This is a genomic window from Streptomyces kanamyceticus, assembly GCF_008704495.1.
Classification (GTDB): Bacteria; Actinomycetota; Actinomycetes; order Streptomycetales; family Streptomycetaceae; genus Streptomyces; species Streptomyces kanamyceticus.
In genome coordinates, this window is the sequence record NZ_CP023699.1 from 7,371,563 (window position 1) to 7,387,450 (window position 15,888).

Below are 15,888 nucleotides of genomic sequence, written 5' to 3' on the forward strand. Positions count from 1 at the left end.
TGCCGGGGGGAACCGGCCGAGGGCCAAGAGGCTGGGCCGTTCGGTGAGTACCGGCGGCTTTCGGTACTGTCGGGCGCGATGCACAAGACCCTGATCGTCACGAACGACTTCCCGCCCAGGCCCGGTGGCATCCAGGCGTTCCTGCACAACATGGCGCTGCGCCTGGACCCCGAGCAGATCGTCGTCTACGCCTCCACCTGGAAGCGCGGCCGCGAGGGCGCGGAGGCCACCGCGGCCTTCGACGCCGAGCAGCCCTTCCAGGTCGTACGCGACCCCACGACGATGCTGCTCCCCACCCCGCGCGTCACCCGTCGCGCGGTCTCCCTGCTGCGCGAACACGGCTGTACGTCGGTGTGGTTCGGGGCGGCGGCGCCGCTCGGCCTGATGGGCTCCGCGCTGCGCGGCGCGGGGGCGACCCGGCTCGTCGCCACCACGCACGGGCACGAGGCGGGCTGGGCCCAGCTGCCCGCCTCCCGCCAACTCCTGCGCAGGATCGGCGAGTCGACGGACACGATCACCTACCTGGGCGAGTACACGCGCTCGCGGATCGCCCCCGCGCTGACGCCCGCCGCCGCGGACCGCATGGTCCAACTGCCGCCCGGCGTCGACGAGAAGACCTTCCACCCGGACTCGGGCGGCGCCGCCGTGCGGGCCAGGCTCGGCCTGACCGACCGCCCCGTGGTCGTCTGCGTCTCGCGGCTCGTGCCGCGCAAGGGCCAGGACACGCTGATCCTCGCCATGCCGCGGATCCTGGCGCGGGAGCCCGAAGCGGTGCTCCTGATCGTCGGGGGCGGCCCCTACGAGAAGGACCTGCGCAAGCTCGCGGCGGAGACGGGCGTCGCGGACTCCGTGCGGTTCACCGGGGCCGTGCCCTGGGCGGAACTCCCCGCTCACCACGGCGCGGGCGACGTCTTCGCCATGCCCTGCCGGACGCGGCGCGGCGGCCTGGACGTGGAGGGCCTCGGCATCGTCTACCTGGAGGCGTCGGCGACGGGGATTCCGGTTGTCGCCGGGGATTCCGGCGGGGCGCCGGACGCGGTGCTTGACGGTGAGACGGGGTGGGTGGTCCGTGGCGACGCCCCGGAGGAGGCGGCGGACCGGATCACCGCCTTGCTCGGCGACGCGGAGTTGCGTCAGCGCATGGGGCAGCGGGGCCGTGAGTGGGTCGAGGAGAAGTGGCGCTGGGACCTCCTGGCGGAGAGGCTCAAGGAGCTTCTGTAGCGCCAGGGGCTGCCGCCTGGGGTTGTTGCGCGACCGACCGCCGTCACGGGCTGATCGCGCAGTTCCCCGCGCCCCTTAAGGGGCGCGGGGAACTGCGCGAGCAACCACAACGAACCCGCAGCCGCAGAACAAGCGACGCTCCTACGGCGAGTAGGCGACCCTGCCCCCGCTACCCGCGGTAAATCGCCTCGATCTCGTCCGCGTAGTCCTTGGCAACCACATTCCGCTTGAGCTTCAGCGAAGGCGTCAAGTGCCCCGACTCCTCCGTGAACTGGGAGCCGAGGATCCGGAACTTGCGTACGGACTCCGCCTTGGAGACCGCCGCGTTGCCGTCGTCCACCGCGCTCTGGATCGCCGCGAGCAGCTCCGCGTCGTCACGGAGCGAGGCCGCCGTGGAGTCGGCGGGCTTGCCGTGCTCGGCGGCCCAGCGACCGAGGAACTCGTCGTCGACGGTGACGAGCGCGCCCACGAAGGGGCGGCCGTCGCCGACGACCATGCACTCGGCGACCAGGGCGTGCGCGCGGATGCGGTCCTCGATCACGGCCGGGGCGACGTTCTTGCCGCCCGCGGTGACGATGATCTCCTTCTTGCGGCCTGTGATGCGCAGATAGCCGTCCTCGTCGAGGGTGCCGATGTCGCCGGTGTGGAACCAGCCGTCGGCGAGGGCCTCTTCGGTGGCGCCCTCGTTGTTCCAGTACCCCTTGAACAGGTGCTCGCCGTGGAGCAGCACCTCGCCGTCGTCGGCGATCCGCACGACGGATCCCGGCAGCGGCTGGCCGACCGTGCCGATCTTCTGGCGGTCCCAGGGGTTGAAGGCGGTGGCGGCGCAGGACTCGGTCAGGCCGTAGCCCTCCAGGACGGTGAAGCCGATGCCGCGGAAGAAGTGGCCGAGGCGCTCGCCGAGCGGGGCGCCGCCGGAGATCGCGTACTCGCCGCGGCCGCCGAGCACCGCGCGGAGCTTGCTGTAGACCAGCTTGTCGAAGACCTTGTACTTGATCTTCAGGCCGAGCGAGGGCCCGGCGGGGGTGTCGAGCGCGCGGCTGTAGGCGATCGCCGTGTCCGCGGCCTTGTCGAAGATCTTGCCCTTGCCGTCGGCCTGCGCCTTGGCGCGCGCCGAGTTGTAGACCTTCTCGAAGACGCGCGGGACGCCCAGGATCATGGTCGGCCGGAACGACGCCAGCTCGTCGGTGAGGTTCTTGACGTCGGGCGCGTGGCCGAGCTTGATCGGCGCCATCAGCGCGGCGACCTCGACGAGCCGTCCGAAGACGTGTGCGACGGGAAGGAAGAGGAGGACCGAACAGTCGCCCGTGCGGAACAGGGGTTTGAGGCGCTCCACCACGTTGCCGCACTCCGCGAAGAAGCTGCGGTGCGTGAGGACGCAGCCCTTGGGGCGGCCCGTGGTGCCCGAGGTGTAGACGATGGTGGCCGGGTCGTCGGCGCCCGCGACCGCGCCGCGCTCGTCGACGGTCTCGTCCGTGACGTCGGCGCCCGCGCGGTTCAGCTCCTCGATGCCGCCCTTGTCGATCTGCCAGACGTGGGTGAGCGAGGTCAGCCGGTCGCGCACGGACTCGACGGCCGCGGCGTGCACGTCCAGCTCGACGAAGCAGGCCACGGCGCCCGAGTCGCCGAGGATCCACTGGATCTGCTCGGCCGAACTCGTCTCGTACACCGGAACGGTGACCGCGCCCGCGTACCAGATGGCGAAGTCGAGGAGGGTCCACTCGTAGCGCGTGCGGGACATCAGGCCCACGCGGTCGCCCGCCCGGACACCGGAGGCGATCAGACCTTTGGCGGTGGCGCGCACCTCGGCGAGGAAGGTCTTGGCGGTGACGTCCTGCCAGTGGCCTTCGGTCTTGCGGCCGATGACGGCGACATCCGGGTGCTGCGTGGCGTTTCTGCGGACGATGTCGGTCAGATTGCCGTCCGCAGGGACCTCGTACAGGGCCGGAAGGCTGAACTCGCGCAAGACTGCTGCTCCTACATAGGGCGCCGGCGCCACGACGTTGTGTGCTGCGACGGTGCGGTCCAAGATCGGGCAGGTGCTCATGCGGGGGAAGGGCTGAGCACTACTGGACTGCCCGGACGTTACCCATCGGTATGGCTTGTTCGGTAGGGGGGCAGGCCCAGATGTTCGGTGCGTCACACGTCGTTGTGGTCTGAATCGCACAGTACGCCACCGTCTTCCTGACTCGGAAGTAACCGCAGGTCCGGCCGCTGCCCAGGGCCCCTACCCGTCGCGGGACGCCCGTCCTAGGGTGATCGGCATGCCAGCTTTCCGGGTCAATGTGGTCAGTGACGTGCACGGCAACGCGGCGGACCTCGCCCGCGCGGGGGACGGCGCGGACGCGCTCGTCTGCCTCGGTGACCTCGTGCTCTTCCTCGACTACGCCGATCACTCGCGCGGGATCTTCCCCGACCTGTTCGGCGCCCAGAACGCGGGCCGCCTCGTGGAGCTGCGCACCGCGCGGCGCTTCGAGGAGGCCAGGAGGTTCGGCGCCGAGCTCTGGGCGGGCATCGACCGTCGGCCCGCGATCGAGCGCGCGGTGCGCAAGCAGTACGCCGAGATGTTCGCCGCCTTCCCCACTCCTACGTACGCCACCTATGGCAATGTCGACATGCCGACCCTGTGGCCGGAGTACGCGGGACCCGGCACCACCGTCCTGGACGGCGAGCGCGTGGAGATCGGCGGCCGCGTCTTCGGCTTCGTCGGCGGCGGCCTGCGCACCCCCATGCGTACGCCCTACGAGATCAGCGACGAGGAGTACGCGGCCAAGATCGAGGCCGTCGGCGAGGTCGACGTGCTCTGCACCCACATCCCGCCGGAGATCCCCGAGCTCCTCTACGACACCGTGGCGCGCCGCTTCGAGCGGGGCAGCGTCGCGCTGCTCGACGCCATCCGCAGGACCCGTCCGAAGTACGCGCTCTTCGGCCACGTGCACCAGCCGCTGGTCCGGCGCATGCGCGTCGGCGCGACGGAGTGCGTGAACGTCGGGCACTTCGCCGGGTCCGGGAGGCCCTGGGCCCTGGAGTGGTGACACCCCGGCGCGCGGTAGCCTTCACGCGGTAGACCTGACCCATCCCGGACCGCATCTGGAGGAGCCACAGCGATGGCGGAACACACCAGCTCGAGCATCATGATCGAGGCGGCACCGGCCGAGGTCATGGGAGTGATCGCCGACTTCGCGCGCTACCCGGACTGGACGGGAGAGGTGAAGGAGGCCGAGGTCCTCGCCACCGACGAGCAGGGCCGCGCCAAGGAGGTCCGCCTCGTCATGGACGCGGGCGCGATCAAGGACGACCAGACGCTCGGCTACACCTGGACCGGCGACGACGAGGTCAGCTGGACCCTCGTCAAGTCGCAGATGCTGCGCTCCCTGGACGGCTCCTACCTCCTGAAGCCCGCGGGCGCGGGCACCGAGGTCACCTACCGGCTCACCGTCGACGTCAAGATCCCGATGCTCGGCATGATCAAGCGCAAGGCCGAGAAGGTCATCATCGACCGGGCCCTCGCGGGCCTCAAGCAGCGGGTGGAGACCAGCAAGGCCTGAGCCGACGCCCCCGGCGTCCTCTTGATGCCGCTGACGTACGGTTCACCCTTATGCGCACCCTCCTCGTCACCGGACCCGGCGGCGCCGGGCGTACCACCGTCGCCGCCGCCACCGCGCTCGCCGCCGCGCGCGCGGGCCGCCGGACCCTGGTGATCTCCGCCGACCGCACCGACACCCTCGGTGCGGCGCTCGGCGCCCCGGACGCGCACCCCGGCCTCACCGCGCTGCGGCTCACCCCCGACGACCGGTTCAGGGACGATCTGGTCGCCCTCCAGGAGCGGGCCGGATCCGTCTTCGAGCTGCTCGGTGCCGACCGCATCGACGGCGAGGAGCTGACCCCGCTGCCCGGCGGCGAGGAGCTCGCCCTGCTGCGCGCCCTGCGGGACGCCGCGCGCGACGACGCGTACGACACCGTGGTCGTCGACCTGCCCGCCGCCCCGAAGGCGCTCGCCGCCCTCGCCCTGCCCGAGCAGCTCCGCCGCTACCTGCGCAGGCTGCTCCCGCCCGAGCGGCAGGCGGCCCGCGCCCTTCGCCCGATGCTCGGCCGCCTCGCCGGGGTGCCGATGCCCGCCTCCTGGCTGTACGAGACCGCGGCCCGCTGGGAGGACGAACTCGCCGCCGCCCAGGCCCTGGTCGAGGCGCCGGACACCACCGTCCACCTGGTCGCGGAGCCGGGCCCCGGCGGCGCCGACGCGCTGCGCGCCGCCACCGCGGGACTCGCCCTGCACGGCCTGCGCACCGACCTCGTGATCGCCAACCGGATCCTGCCCGACGCCTCCGCCGACACCTGGCTCGCGGCGCTCTCGGCCCAGCAGCGCAAGACGCTCGCGGAGTGGGAGACGGCGTACGACCGGGTCGTCGGCGTCCCGCACCTCGGGCGCGACCCGCGCGGCGCCGACGAGCTCGCCGCCCTCGGCGTGCCCGCGCCGGACGCCGCCCCGGGACCCGTCGAGTGGCCCGTCACCGAGGCCACGGCCGAGGACGGCGGCGAGCGCGTGTTCGTCTGGCACATCCCGCTGCCCGGTGTCCTGCGCGAGGAGCTCGGGCTGATCAGGCGCGGCGACGAACTCGTCGTCACCGCGGGTCCCTTCCGCCGCATCGTCACCTTGCCGTCCGCGCTGCGCCGCTGCACCGTCGCGGGCGCCGGGCTCCGCGAGGGCGAGCTGCGCGTGCGGTTCAGGCCCGACCCGGACCTGTGGCCGCGCGACCGGTGAACGTGCTACCGCCATTCGGGTAACGTCGTAAGGCATGAGCGATGCCACCGAGCGGGAAGCCCCCGAAGTCGACGCCGACGCCTGGGAGAAGGCGTGCGCCGAGGACCTCGCGGCGGAGAAGGCCCGGCGCCGCGCGCGGTACGGCCCGCCGCCCGGGTCGGCCGCCGAGGAGCTGCGCAAGCTCGTCGACGCCGTGTCCGACAAGCTCTCCGGGCTCCAGGCGCCGCTGCTCGGCGCCGTCGCGCAGGGCGCCGTCGAGCACACCCTGAAGCAGGTCGTCAGAGAGGCGAAGGCCGTCGTCGAGCCGGTCATCGACCGCAACCCCGACGTCTTCGACCACCTCGCCGCGGCGGGCTCCGAGCTGCTCGCCGCCTACCGCTCGGCGGTCACGGGACAGGAGGACCGCTGGACCCGGGGCGACGACGAGGCGAGCGGCGGCGCACCGGGCGGCGCGCGCGGTGACGACCGCCCCGACGAGGGGCCCTCGTCGGGCGAACACATCGATCTGGACTGACCCCCCTCGGGTACGGTGGGCCGTAGCGGGGCTCGATCGAACTGAGGGATTCATGGGACTCACCATCGGCGTCGATATCGGCGGCACGAAGATCGCGGCCGGCGTGGTCGACGAGGACGGCACCATCCTCTCGACCTTCAAGGTGCCGACCCCCGGTACTTCCGAGGCCATCGTGGACGCGATCGCCTCCGCCGTGGAGGGCGCGCGGGCCGGGCACGAGATCGTCGGTGTCGGCATCGGCGCCGCCGGTTACGTCAACCGCCAGCGCTCCACGGTGTACTTCGCGCCGAACATCGACTGGCGCCAGGAGCCGCTCAAGGACGAGGTCGAAAAGCGCGTCGGTCTCCCGGTCGTCGTCGAGAACGACGCCAACGCCGCCGCGTGGGGCGAGTACCGGTTCGGCGGCGGCAAGGGCCACCGCAACGTCATCTGCATCACGCTCGGCACCGGCCTCGGCGGCGGCATCATCATCGGCAACAAGCTGCGCCGCGGCCACTTCGGCGTGGCCGCCGAGTTCGGCCACATCCGGATGGTCCCGGACGGTCTGCTCTGCGGCTGCGGCAGCCAGGGCTGCTGGGAGCAGTACGCGTCGGGCCGCGCCCTCGTGCGGTACGCGAAGCAGCGCGCCAACGCCACCCCCGAGAACGCCGAATACCTGCTCTCCCTTGGCGACGGCACCCCCGAAGGTATCGAGGGCAAGCACATCTCGATGGCCGCGCGGCAGGGCGACGCGGTCGCGGTCGACTCCTACCGCGAGCTGGCCCGCTGGGCCGGTGCCGGTCTCGCCGACCTGGCCTCGCTCTTCGACCCGTCCGCCTTCATCATCGGCGGCGGCCTCTCGGACGAGGGCGAGCTGGTCCTCGACCCGATCCGCAAGTCCTTCAAGCGCTGGCTGGTGGGCAGCAACTGGCGCCCCGAGGCGCAGGTCATCGCCGCGCAGCTGGGCAACAAGGCGGGGCTTGTCGGTGCGGCGGATCTGGCGCGGGAGCCTGATCCGGTCATGTGACCCCGCGTGCGACGGGGGCGCGGTCCATCGCGCTGGCGCGCTCGTCCTCAAACGCCGGACGGGCTGGGTTTCCCCGGCCCGTCCGGCGTTCCCGCGCAACCGTCCGGCGTTCGCGTATCTTGATCGCCATGCCGACGAGCCCGACCTCCGCGCTCCCCAACTCCCGTACCGAACCCGACGGTTCGGCGGTCATCCGGGTGCTGAGCTACAACATCCGCTCGATGCGCGACGACACCGACGCACTCGCCAGGGTCATCGCCGCCTGCGCCCCCGACCTCGTCCTGATCCAGGAGGCGCCGCGGTTCTTCCGCTGGCGCAAGAAGCTGGCCCGCCTCGCCCGCGCGGCCGACCTGGTGATCCTCTCCGGCGGCGGCAGCGCCGCGGGCCCCGCGCTGCTCTGCTCGCTGCGCGCGACCGTCGAGCGCACCGAGGACGTGCTGCTTCCGCTCACCCCAGGACTGCACCGGCGCGGCTTCGCCACCGCCGTCGTACGGTTCGGCGGTGCCCGAATCGGCGCCCTGAGCTGCCACTTGAGCCTCCAGAAGGACGAGCGGTACGCGCAGGGCGGGATGCTGCTCGACCGGCTCGCCGAGCTGGGCGTGGCGCACGCGGTCGCGGGCGGAGACCTCAACGAACGCCCCGGCGGACGGACGTTCAGCCGCCTCGCGTCGGCGCTCCAGGACTGCTGGGCCGCCAAGCCCTGGGGCGGCGAGCAGACCTCGACGCCCGACGACCCGCACCAGCGCATCGACGCGGTCTTCGCCACCGCGGGGATCGAAGTCCTCGGCTGCGGCGTGCCGTCGGACCTGCCGGGCGTGACCGCGACGGACCTGAGGGCGGCCACGGACCACCTTCCGGTCCTGGCCGCCCTCAGGGTTCCCCCTATTCAGTGAGGCTCATGGGCGCTGCTTCGCCCGGTCGGTGATAGCCCAGCTCTCCAGGTACGAGAGCTGGACGTACGTCTTCGTGGCCTTGCCCTCGCCCGAGCCGCGCATGTCGCGGAAGCCCAGGAATTCGTACGTCTTCGGGTCGAAGATGAAGTAGGCGCCGAAGCCGGACGAGCCCTTGGGCCGCGTCGGGTCGTCGTAGGTGATCGCGACGCCCGTGCGGCCCTTCGCGTCCTTCTGGCCGGGGACCGCCTTCACTCCGGGGACCATGCCGAGCGCTTCGTAGGCGGCCGGGCGCAGTCCTTCCGGCATCACGGGGACGAGCTTGAGGAGCCCTGCGAGACTGAAGTGGATCTCGGACCACTCCTGGTCGGTGATCTCGTCGAGGGAGTCGTTCTTGTCGTTCGGGCCGCTCTTGTGGAGCAGCGAGAGGATCAGCTTCTCCGGGTCCTTCGGCAGCTTCTTGAGGGTGCCCCAGTCCTGCGGCGGCCACATCCCCTCGTTCTCCTTGAGCGGCTCCGACCACCAGCCCTTGCCGATCTCCATGATCCAGGAGCGCTTCGATCCGTCCACGGAGCGCCAGTTCTCGTCGACGTGCCGCAGGACCTTGCCGGTCTTCTCCTCGGTCTCCTTGATGATCTCCTTCGTGTAGATGAACTGGTCGTCGCGCGGGGCGACGGTCTTCTCGTGCGCGCGCTCGTACGCCGCCGCGCCGTTCAGCACGGCGCGCGCGCTGACGTTGCGCATCGAAGGGGCGCTGCTCGCGGGCGGGTTGGCGCGGGGGTCCCCCTGATCGCCGCTGTTCACCACGGTCAGGACCGTGCCCGTCACCGCGGCCGCGACGGCCCCCGCGACGGCGACGCGCAGCACCGGGCGGCGCCACAGCGGCCGTGTCGCAGCCGTGTCCCGTTCGTTCATCGCGGCGAACAGACGCACGCGCGCGCGGTGGCGCGTGCCGTCGTCCAGCGGGGGAGCGCCCGCGTCCCAGTCGCGCAGTTCATCGAGCTCATTCATGGGCGTGTGCCTCCTGGAAAGCTGTCGGATCGGATCCGCCCAGTGCTTCGCGCAATGTGCTGCGGGCCCGGTGCAGCCGGGATCTCACGGTGCCGACGGGCACCCCGAGGGCCTGTGCCGCCTCTTCGTAGCTGAGGTCGGCCCACGCCACGAGCAGGACCACGTCGCGGTGGCGCGGGGAGAGGGAGGCCAGGGCCGCCGCCAGTTCGTGGCGGATGCCCCGGGCGCCCGCCCGGGCGACCGCGCGCTCGGCGACCGGCTCCTCGTGCTGCACCGGCGCGGGCACCTGGGCCAGCGCCTTGAAGCGGCGGGCCTCGGCCCTGCGGTGCCTGCCGATGAGGTTGGTCGCGATGCCGAACAGCCAGGGGCGGGCGTCGGCCCGCGCCAGGTCGTAGCGGTGGCGCTGCTTGAAGGCGGTGGCGAAGGTGTCCGCCATCAGGTCCTCCGCCGCCTCGGGACCGAGCCTGCGTGCCGCGTACCGGTACACGGAGTCGGCGTGCCGGTCGAAGAGGACGGCGAACTGCTCGGGCTCGTCCCGGGACCGCTCGATTGACCAGGCGTCACTCTGCTCGCGACTGCCCGCGCGGAGGGGGACGCCGGGTTCGACGGTCATCGGGGCTCCTTTCGTTCGTCTGAACGCCTCGAAGGCTTGGGCTCGTTCGGTGGTTCACCTCCTCTTCGCCGCTCGCCCGGATCGGGTTCCATCGAGGCGGCCGCGGATGGCCCGTGACACGCGAAGGGCCCGCCCGGAGCGTGTCCGGACGGGCCTTCGGGGGAGGGGGGCGGGGGGCTCAGACGACCGCGCCGCGCCCCGGGTCGTCCTCGTCCTCGTCGTCCGCGCCGGTCATCCGCATCACGAGCGTGGCGAAGCCGCCGAGGAAGCCGCCGATGCCGAGCGTGGTCAGCCACCACGTCATCTGCCAGCCGAGCAGCACGGCGAGCAGGATCAGCAGCGGTCCGCCGATCACCGCGAGCCAGGCGAACTTGGCCGTCACGTCCGCCGCGGGCAGCGGGGGCGGCTCCGGCGGTACGAAGTGGCCCTCGTCGTCCGCGTCGAAGTCGGTCTCGGAGGGCTCGGGCGTGGAGTAGTCGCGCGGCCCGCCGACTCCCGGCGCGAAGGAGACGGAGCTGCCCAGCGGCTTGTCGGTGCCGGACTCGGCGTCGGACTCGGCGTCGGACTTGGCATCGGGCTCCGGCTTGCCGGGACCGCTCGCCGAGCCGTTCGTCTCCGGTTCGAGGAGCGCCAGGTCCTCGACCGACTTGAAGGGCTTGGCGCCCGGCGGGTCCGCGGGCTCCTCGCCGTACCCCGCGACGATCGCCTGCCAGGCGGCGTCCTCGTCGATCGGCAGCCCGTCGTCGGGCGCCTCGGTCTGCTCGGGGCCCTGCTCGGGCTCGCGCGGCTGCTGCTCCTCGCCGCCCTCGCCCTTGGGCGTCTTCTCCTCGCGGCTCTCTTCTCGGTCCGCCTCGTGCTCAGCCACCGGTGGCCGTCCCTTCCTTACCGACGCTGGGGGCGAGCCGGCCGATGAACGTGTGACTCTCCTCGAAAATCCGGTCCGCGTCGTGGTCCAACGTCGCGACGTGGTAGCTCTGTTCCAGCAGGATCTCCCGGACGTCCGTGGAGGACACCCGGCTGAGGACCCGGGCCGAGTCGGCGGGCGGCACCACGTGGTCCTGCGGGCTGTGCAGCACCACCAGCGGCTGGGTCACCTGCGGCAGTTCGGCGTCGACGAGGCGGAAGAAGCGGCGCAGGGAGTGCGCGGCGTGCAGCGGCACCCTGTCGTAGCCGAGCTCCTTCGAGCCCGGCTTCGCGATGTCGCTCGCGATGCCCTTGGTGGAGGGGATGAGATACCGCGCGATGGGCAGCGCGTGCGCCGCCAGGCCGTGCACCTTGTTCCCCGGGTTGACCAGGACGAGGCCGCTGATCGCGTCCCCGTGCTTGGCCGCGAGGCGCAGCGCGAGCGCGCCGCCCATGGAGAGCCCGAAGACGAAGACCCGCTCGCACCGGTCGAGCAGCACGCGCAGCTCGCGCTCCACCTCCGCGTACCAGTCCTGCCAGCCGGTGATCTGCATGTCCTCCCAGCGGGTCCCGTGCCCGGGCAGCAGCGGCAGCGAGACGGTGAGGCCGCGCTCCGCCAGATACTCGGCCCAGGGGCGCAGCGACTGCGGGGATCCGGTGAAGCCGTGGCAGAGGAGGACGCCGACCTCGCCGCCTTCGTGGCGGTACGGCTCGGCTCCGGGGAGGACCGGCACCTTCGGTCTCCTTCGTGAGAGGGGGAAGGGGGGTTCATGGCGAATCGAGGAGTACTTCACCGTACGCGACCGGACTGACACCGACCAGGGTCGTCGGGCCCATTGCCCGCGCCCCGGGTTAAGGTCTGATCCACAGACACAGGAGGCACTCGGTTTGATCTACGGCGCAATGAAGGTTGCCATCGGAGGGCCCCTGAAGCTCGGCTTCAGGCCCTGGGTGGAGGGCCTTGAGAACGTTCCCGCCGAGGGCCCCGCGATTCTGGCGAGCAATCACCTGTCGTTCTCGGACTCCTTCTTCCTCCCCGCGGTCCTCGACCGCAAGGTCACCTTCATCGCGAAGGCGGAGTACTTCACGACGCCCGGCGTCAAGGGCAAGCTCACGGCCGCCTTCTTCAAGGGCGTGGGCCAGCTCCCCGTGGACCGTTCCGGCGCGCGCGGCGCGGGCGAGGCGGCCATCAAGAGCGGCATCGAGGTCCTGGAGCGCGGTGAGCTCTTCGGCATCTACCCCGAGGGCACGCGCTCGCCCGACGGCCGTCTCTACCGCGGCAAGCCCGGCGGCCTCGCGCGCGTGGCGCTCGCCACCGGCGCCCCCGTGCTCCCCGTGGCGATGATCGACACCGAGAAGATCCAGCCCCCCGGCAAGGTGATGCCGAAGCTGATGCGCCCCGGCATCCGCATCGGCAAGCCCCTCGACTTCACGCGCTACCAGGGCATGGAGCAGGATCGCTTCGTGCTGCGCGCGCTGACCGACGAGGTCATGTACGAGATCATGAAGCTCTCCGGCCAGGAGTACGTCGACGTGTACGCGACGGCGGCGAAGCGCCAGATCACCGAGGAGGCCAAGGCGGTCAAGGCGGCGGAGAAGGCCGCGGAGAAGGCGGCGGAGGCCGCCGAGAAGGCCGCCGCGGAGAAGGCCGAGGAAAAGGAACGGTCCGGCTCCTAGCCGCGTCCGTTCGGGGGTGGGGGACGACATGGCCAAGCGCGAAAGAGTCATGAGGATGTCGGTCGAGCAGCCGCTGTGGCGCGCGCTCACCGGCTATCGCGTCCTGACGATGCTCTACGCGATCGCGCTCTTCGTGCGGGCGTACGACGAGTTCGACCGCCCCTGGGTGGCCTTCGCGTTCTTCACGGTGCTCGCCCTCTGGACGCTCGGCACGCTGCCCCGGGTCGCGAACGCGGCGAGCTGCACCAAGCGGTTCCTCGTCGTGGACCTGGCCGTCGCGCTGACCGGCATCCTGCTCACCCCGCTCGCCGACTCGCGCCAGCAGGTCGTCGGCGAGGGCCCGACGCTGCCCTCCATATGGACCGCGGGCGCCGTCCTCGCGTACGCGATCAAGGGCGGCTGGCGGTGGGCGGCCTGCGCGTCCGCGCTCGTCGGCGTCGCCAACATCGTGCAGCGCGGCGAGCTCACCCAGTCCACCGTGCACAACGTCCTGCTCGTCTGCATCGCCTCCATCGCCATCGGCTACGTGGTCGAGGTGGCCCGCGCCTCCGAGCGCACCCTCGCCCGCGCCCTGGAGATCGAGGCCGCCACCCGCGAGCGCGAACGGCTCGCCCGCGACATCCACGACAGCGTCCTCCAGGTCCTGGCGATGGTGCAGCGGCGCGGCAGCGCGATGGGCGGCGAGGCCGCGGAGCTCGGCCGGATGGCGGGGGAGCAGGAGGTCGCGCTGCGCACCCTGGTCGCCGGGGGCCTGGTGCGCACCTCGCACGCGTCGGAGGACGCCTCGCAGGGCGCTCTCGTCCGCGCGGTAGAGGAACCCGACGAAGAGCCGGACGACGCGGCCCCCTGCGACCTGCGGGCCCTGCTCTTCCCGTACGCCGGGTCGAAGGTGACCCTCTCGGAGCCTGGCGCACCGGTCCACCTCGCGCCGCGCGCGGCCAGGGAGCTGGCGGCCGCTGTCAGTGCCGCACTGGACAATGTCCACAGACATGCCGGAGCGGACGCGCACGCCTGGATCCTCGTCGAGGACGAGCCGGACGCGGTGATCGTGACGGTGCGCGACGACGGACCCGGCATCCCGGAGGGGCGGCTCGCCGAGGCCGAGGGGGAGGGGCGCCTCGGGGTCGCCCTGTCGATCAGGGGGCGGCTGCGGGACATCGGCGGCACGGCCGAGCTGATCTCGGTACCGGGCCAGGGCACGGAAGTGGAATTGCAGGTCCCGCGCGCGGTGCGGGACGCACGGGGGAAGGCGGGAAGAACATGACGAGCGAGCGAGAGCGGGGAAAGCCGGTGGAGCAGGCGGCGGGCGCCGGGGAGAGCGCGGGTACGAGCGCCGGGGGCAGCGCGGGCACGGGCGTCGAGGCGAGCGCGGGTACGAGTGCCGAGGGCGGCGCGGGCGGCGCGGGTGGCGCGGGCACGGGACCGATCAAGGTCATGGTCGTCGACGACCACCCGATGTGGCGCGACGCGGTCGCCCGCGACCTGGCAGAGGCGGGCCTCGACGTGGTCGCGACGGCGGGCGACGGCGAGCAGGCGGTCCGCCGTGCGCAGGCCGCCAACCCCGACGTCCTGGTCCTCGACCTGAACCTCCCGCTGAAGCCGGGCGTCCAGGTCTGCAAGGAACTCGTCGGCGCCAATCCGGCCGTGCGTGTCCTCGTCCTGTCCGCGAGCGGCGAGCACGCCGACGTCCTGGAGGCGGTCAAGTCGGGCGCCACCGGCTATCTCCTGAAGTCGGCGTCCACGGCGGAGCTGATCGACGCGGTGCGCCGCACGGCCGTCGGCGACGCCGTCTTCACCCCGGGCCTCGCGGGCCTGGTCCTCGGCGAGTACCGCAGGCTGGCCTCCGACTCCTCGCCAGGCACGCCGGAGGAGCAGAAGGCCCCGCAGCTCACCGACCGCGAGACGGAGGTGCTTCGCCTGGTCGCCAAGGGCCTGAGCTACAAGCAGATCGCCGAGCGCCTGGTGATCTCGCACCGCACCGTGCAGAACCACGTCCAGAACACCCTGGGCAAGCTCCAGCTGCACAACAGGGTGGAGCTCGTGCGGTACGCGATCGAGCGCGGGCTCGACGACGCGTGAGCCCCGCGGTGCCGACGCGCGACCCCTCATATGAGTGAACACGCGTGATCAACTGCCTTGTAACGCCCAGGAATTGACCATTCGCCCTGTCCCTGAGTGACCTGGATCACCATTAGCGTGACTCGCATCAGGTCACTGAGGCGAAGGGACTTTTCCATGCGGGTCGGAGTACTGACCGGAGGCGGCGACTGCCCCGGGCTCAACGCCGTCATCCGGGGCGTCGTCCGCAAGGGCGTGCAGGAGTACGGATACGACTTCGTCGGCTTCCGGGACGGCTGGCGCGGTCCTCTGGAGGGCGACACCGTCCAGCTCGACATCCCCGCGGTCCGCGGCATCCTGCCGCGCGGGGGCACCATCCTCGGTTCGTCGCGCACCAACCCCTTGAAGGCGGAGAACGGCGTCCGCCGCATCAAGGAGAACCTCACCAAGTACGAGGTCGACGCCCTCATCGCGATCGGCGGCGAGGACACGCTCGGCGTCGCCGCCCGACTCACCGACGAGTACGGAGTGCCGGTCGTCGGCGTGCCCAAGACCATCGACAACGACCTCTCCGCCACCGACTACACGTTCGGCTTCGACACGGCGGTCGGCATCGCGACCGAGGCGATCGACCGCCTGCACACCACCGCCGAGTCCCACATGCGCGTCCTGGTCGTCGAGGTCATGGGCCGCCACGCGGGCTGGATCGCGCTGCACTCGGGCCTCGCGGGCGGCGCCAACGTCATCCTCATCCCCGAGCAGCGCTTCGACGTCGACCAGGTCTGCGCCTGGGTGACCTCGCGCTTCAAGGCGTCGTACGCCCCGATCGTGGTCGTCGCCGAAGGGGCGATGCCCAAGGACGGCGAGATGGTCCTCAAGGATGGCACGCAGGACTCCTTCGGGCACGTCAGGCTCTCCGGCGTCGGCGAGTGGCTGGCCAAGGAGATCGAGGGCCGCACCGGCAAGGAGGCGCGCACCACGGTGCTCGGCCACGTCCAGCGCGGCGGCACGCCCAGTGCCTTCGACCGCTGGCTCGCCACGCGCTTCGGGCTGCACGCGATCGAGGCCGTCAAGGACGGCGACTTCGGGAAGATGGTGGCCCTCCAGGGCACGGACGTCGTCCGCGTCCCGATCGCCGAGGCCACGGCGAAGCTGAAGACGGTGAACCCGGAGCTGTACAAGGAGGTCGGAGTCTTCTTCGGGTGACCGGCGCGGGTGCCCCACAGGGACGGC

16 protein-coding genes are annotated in these 15,888 nt (G+C 71.9%); 11 read left to right on the plus strand and 5 right to left on the minus strand.

Annotated features, from left to right (window positions below; all coding sequences use genetic code 11):
* The first annotated feature begins 78 nt into the window (after positions 1-78).
* Complete coding sequence (locus CP970_RS31880; RefSeq protein ID WP_055550036.1) at positions 79-1,221, plus strand: glycosyltransferase family 4 protein; 1,143 nt, start codon at positions 79-81, stop codon at positions 1,219-1,221.
* Between the two features lie 169 nt (positions 1,222-1,390).
* Here CP970_RS31880 and CP970_RS31885 read toward each other — a convergent pair whose 3' ends face one another.
* Positions 1,391-3,187: an AMP-dependent synthetase/ligase gene (locus CP970_RS31885; RefSeq protein WP_055550034.1), complete on the minus strand. Its 1,797-nt coding sequence runs from the start codon at positions 3,185-3,187 to the stop codon at positions 1,391-1,393.
* Positions 3,188-3,485: 298 nt separating this feature from the next.
* Between CP970_RS31885 and CP970_RS31890 the strand changes: the two genes are divergently transcribed.
* From CP970_RS31890 to CP970_RS31915, 6 genes are all read left to right on the plus strand, one after another.
* On the plus strand, positions 3,486-4,256 hold the full coding sequence (locus tag CP970_RS31890) for a metallophosphoesterase family protein (protein ID WP_079043676.1): 771 nt from the start codon (positions 3,486-3,488) through the stop codon (positions 4,254-4,256).
* 72 nt (positions 4,257-4,328) lie between these two features.
* A complete protein-coding gene (locus CP970_RS31895) occupies positions 4,329-4,769 on the plus strand; it encodes an SRPBCC family protein (protein WP_055550030.1) in 441 nt (146 codons plus the stop codon).
* A 50-nt stretch (positions 4,770-4,819) separates the two neighbouring features.
* Positions 4,820-5,983, plus strand: coding sequence for an ArsA family ATPase (locus CP970_RS31900; RefSeq protein ID WP_055550028.1), 1,164 nt, complete (start codon positions 4,820-4,822; stop codon positions 5,981-5,983).
* A gap of 34 nt (positions 5,984-6,017) precedes the next feature.
* Positions 6,018-6,497, plus strand: a complete 480-nt coding sequence (locus tag CP970_RS31905; RefSeq protein ID WP_150494268.1) for a DUF5304 domain-containing protein — start codon at positions 6,018-6,020, stop codon at positions 6,495-6,497.
* 52 nt (positions 6,498-6,549) lie between these two features.
* A complete protein-coding gene (locus tag CP970_RS31910; RefSeq protein ID WP_150494270.1) occupies positions 6,550-7,503 on the plus strand; it encodes an ROK family glucokinase in 954 nt (317 codons plus the stop codon).
* 128 nt (positions 7,504-7,631) lie between these two features.
* Positions 7,632-8,396, plus strand: coding sequence for an endonuclease/exonuclease/phosphatase family protein (locus CP970_RS31915; protein ID WP_150494271.1), 765 nt, complete (start codon positions 7,632-7,634; stop codon positions 8,394-8,396).
* A 3-nt stretch (positions 8,397-8,399) separates the two neighbouring features.
* Here the strand turns inward: CP970_RS31915 and CP970_RS31920 are convergent, their stop codons facing one another.
* The 4 genes from CP970_RS31920 to CP970_RS31935 form a co-directional block, all read right to left on the minus strand.
* Complete coding sequence (locus tag CP970_RS31920) at positions 8,400-9,404, minus strand: CU044_5270 family protein (RefSeq protein WP_150494273.1); 1,005 nt, start codon at positions 9,402-9,404, stop codon at positions 8,400-8,402.
* The gene (locus tag CP970_RS31925) at positions 9,397-10,017 is read right to left on the minus strand and encodes an RNA polymerase sigma factor (protein ID WP_150494275.1); all 621 of its coding nucleotides are present in this window, start codon (positions 10,015-10,017) and stop codon (positions 9,397-9,399) included. The genes CP970_RS31920 and CP970_RS31925 overlap by 8 nt, the downstream gene beginning before the upstream one ends.
* Positions 10,018-10,195: 178 nt before the next feature.
* Positions 10,196-10,882: a hypothetical protein gene (locus CP970_RS31930; RefSeq protein WP_150494277.1), complete on the minus strand. Its 687-nt coding sequence runs from the start codon at positions 10,880-10,882 to the stop codon at positions 10,196-10,198.
* Positions 10,875-11,654, minus strand: a complete 780-nt coding sequence (locus tag CP970_RS31935; protein WP_150494278.1) for an alpha/beta hydrolase — start codon at positions 11,652-11,654, stop codon at positions 10,875-10,877. The genes CP970_RS31930 and CP970_RS31935 overlap by 8 nt, the downstream gene beginning before the upstream one ends.
* 169 nt (positions 11,655-11,823) lie before the next feature.
* On the opposite strand from CP970_RS31935, the gene CP970_RS31940 reads away from it, so the two are divergent.
* The 4 genes from CP970_RS31940 to CP970_RS31955 all read left to right on the plus strand — a co-directional run bounded on the left by CP970_RS31940 (position 11,824) and on the right by CP970_RS31955 (position 15,861).
* Positions 11,824-12,597: a lysophospholipid acyltransferase family protein gene (locus CP970_RS31940; RefSeq protein ID WP_150494280.1), complete on the plus strand. Its 774-nt coding sequence runs from the start codon at positions 11,824-11,826 to the stop codon at positions 12,595-12,597.
* A 28-nt stretch (positions 12,598-12,625) separates the two neighbouring features.
* Entirely contained in the window at positions 12,626-13,861 is a 1,236-nt protein-coding gene (gene macS / locus CP970_RS31945; RefSeq protein WP_150494282.1) for a MacS family sensor histidine kinase, read from the plus strand.
* Between the two features lie 170 nt (positions 13,862-14,031).
* The gene (locus CP970_RS31950) at positions 14,032-14,676 is read left to right on the plus strand and encodes a response regulator (protein WP_150494284.1); all 645 of its coding nucleotides are present in this window, start codon (positions 14,032-14,034) and stop codon (positions 14,674-14,676) included.
* Between the two features lie 156 nt (positions 14,677-14,832).
* Positions 14,833-15,861 carry a 6-phosphofructokinase gene (locus CP970_RS31955; RefSeq protein WP_150494286.1) on the plus strand — a complete coding sequence of 343 codons (1,029 nt, stop codon included), beginning with the start codon at positions 14,833-14,835 and terminating at the stop codon, positions 15,859-15,861.
* The last annotated feature ends 27 nt before the right edge of the window (positions 15,862-15,888 follow it).

What these genes read in the sequence shown, in the direction of transcription:
- CP970_RS31880 (WP_055550036.1), top strand. Translation starts at nt 79, where the DNA reads ATGCACAAGACCCTGATCGTCACGAACGACTTCCCGCCCAGGCCCGGT.
- CP970_RS31890 (WP_079043676.1), top strand. Translation starts at nt 3,486, where the DNA reads ATGCCAGCTTTCCGGGTCAATGTGGTCAGTGACGTGCACGGCAACGCG.
- CP970_RS31895 (WP_055550030.1), top strand. Translation starts at nt 4,329, where the DNA reads ATGGCGGAACACACCAGCTCGAGCATCATGATCGAGGCGGCACCGGCC.
- CP970_RS31900 (WP_055550028.1), top strand. Translation starts at nt 4,820, where the DNA reads ATGCGCACCCTCCTCGTCACCGGACCCGGCGGCGCCGGGCGTACCACC.
- CP970_RS31905 (WP_150494268.1), top strand. Translation starts at nt 6,018, where the DNA reads ATGAGCGATGCCACCGAGCGGGAAGCCCCCGAAGTCGACGCCGACGCC.
- CP970_RS31910 (WP_150494270.1), top strand. Translation starts at nt 6,550, where the DNA reads ATGGGACTCACCATCGGCGTCGATATCGGCGGCACGAAGATCGCGGCC.
- CP970_RS31915 (WP_150494271.1), top strand. Translation starts at nt 7,632, where the DNA reads ATGCCGACGAGCCCGACCTCCGCGCTCCCCAACTCCCGTACCGAACCC.
- CP970_RS31920 (WP_150494273.1), bottom strand. Translation starts at nt 9,404, where the DNA reads ATGAATGAGCTCGATGAACTGCGCGACTGGGACGCGGGCGCTCCCCCG.
- CP970_RS31925 (WP_150494275.1), bottom strand. Translation starts at nt 10,017, where the DNA reads ATGACCGTCGAACCCGGCGTCCCCCTCCGCGCGGGCAGTCGCGAGCAG.
- CP970_RS31940 (WP_150494280.1), top strand. Translation starts at nt 11,824, where the DNA reads ATGAAGGTTGCCATCGGAGGGCCCCTGAAGCTCGGCTTCAGGCCCTGG.
- macS (WP_150494282.1), top strand. Translation starts at nt 12,626, where the DNA reads ATGGCCAAGCGCGAAAGAGTCATGAGGATGTCGGTCGAGCAGCCGCTG.
- CP970_RS31950 (WP_150494284.1), top strand. Translation starts at nt 14,032, where the DNA reads ATGGTCGTCGACGACCACCCGATGTGGCGCGACGCGGTCGCCCGCGAC.
- CP970_RS31955 (WP_150494286.1), top strand. Translation starts at nt 14,833, where the DNA reads ATGCGGGTCGGAGTACTGACCGGAGGCGGCGACTGCCCCGGGCTCAAC.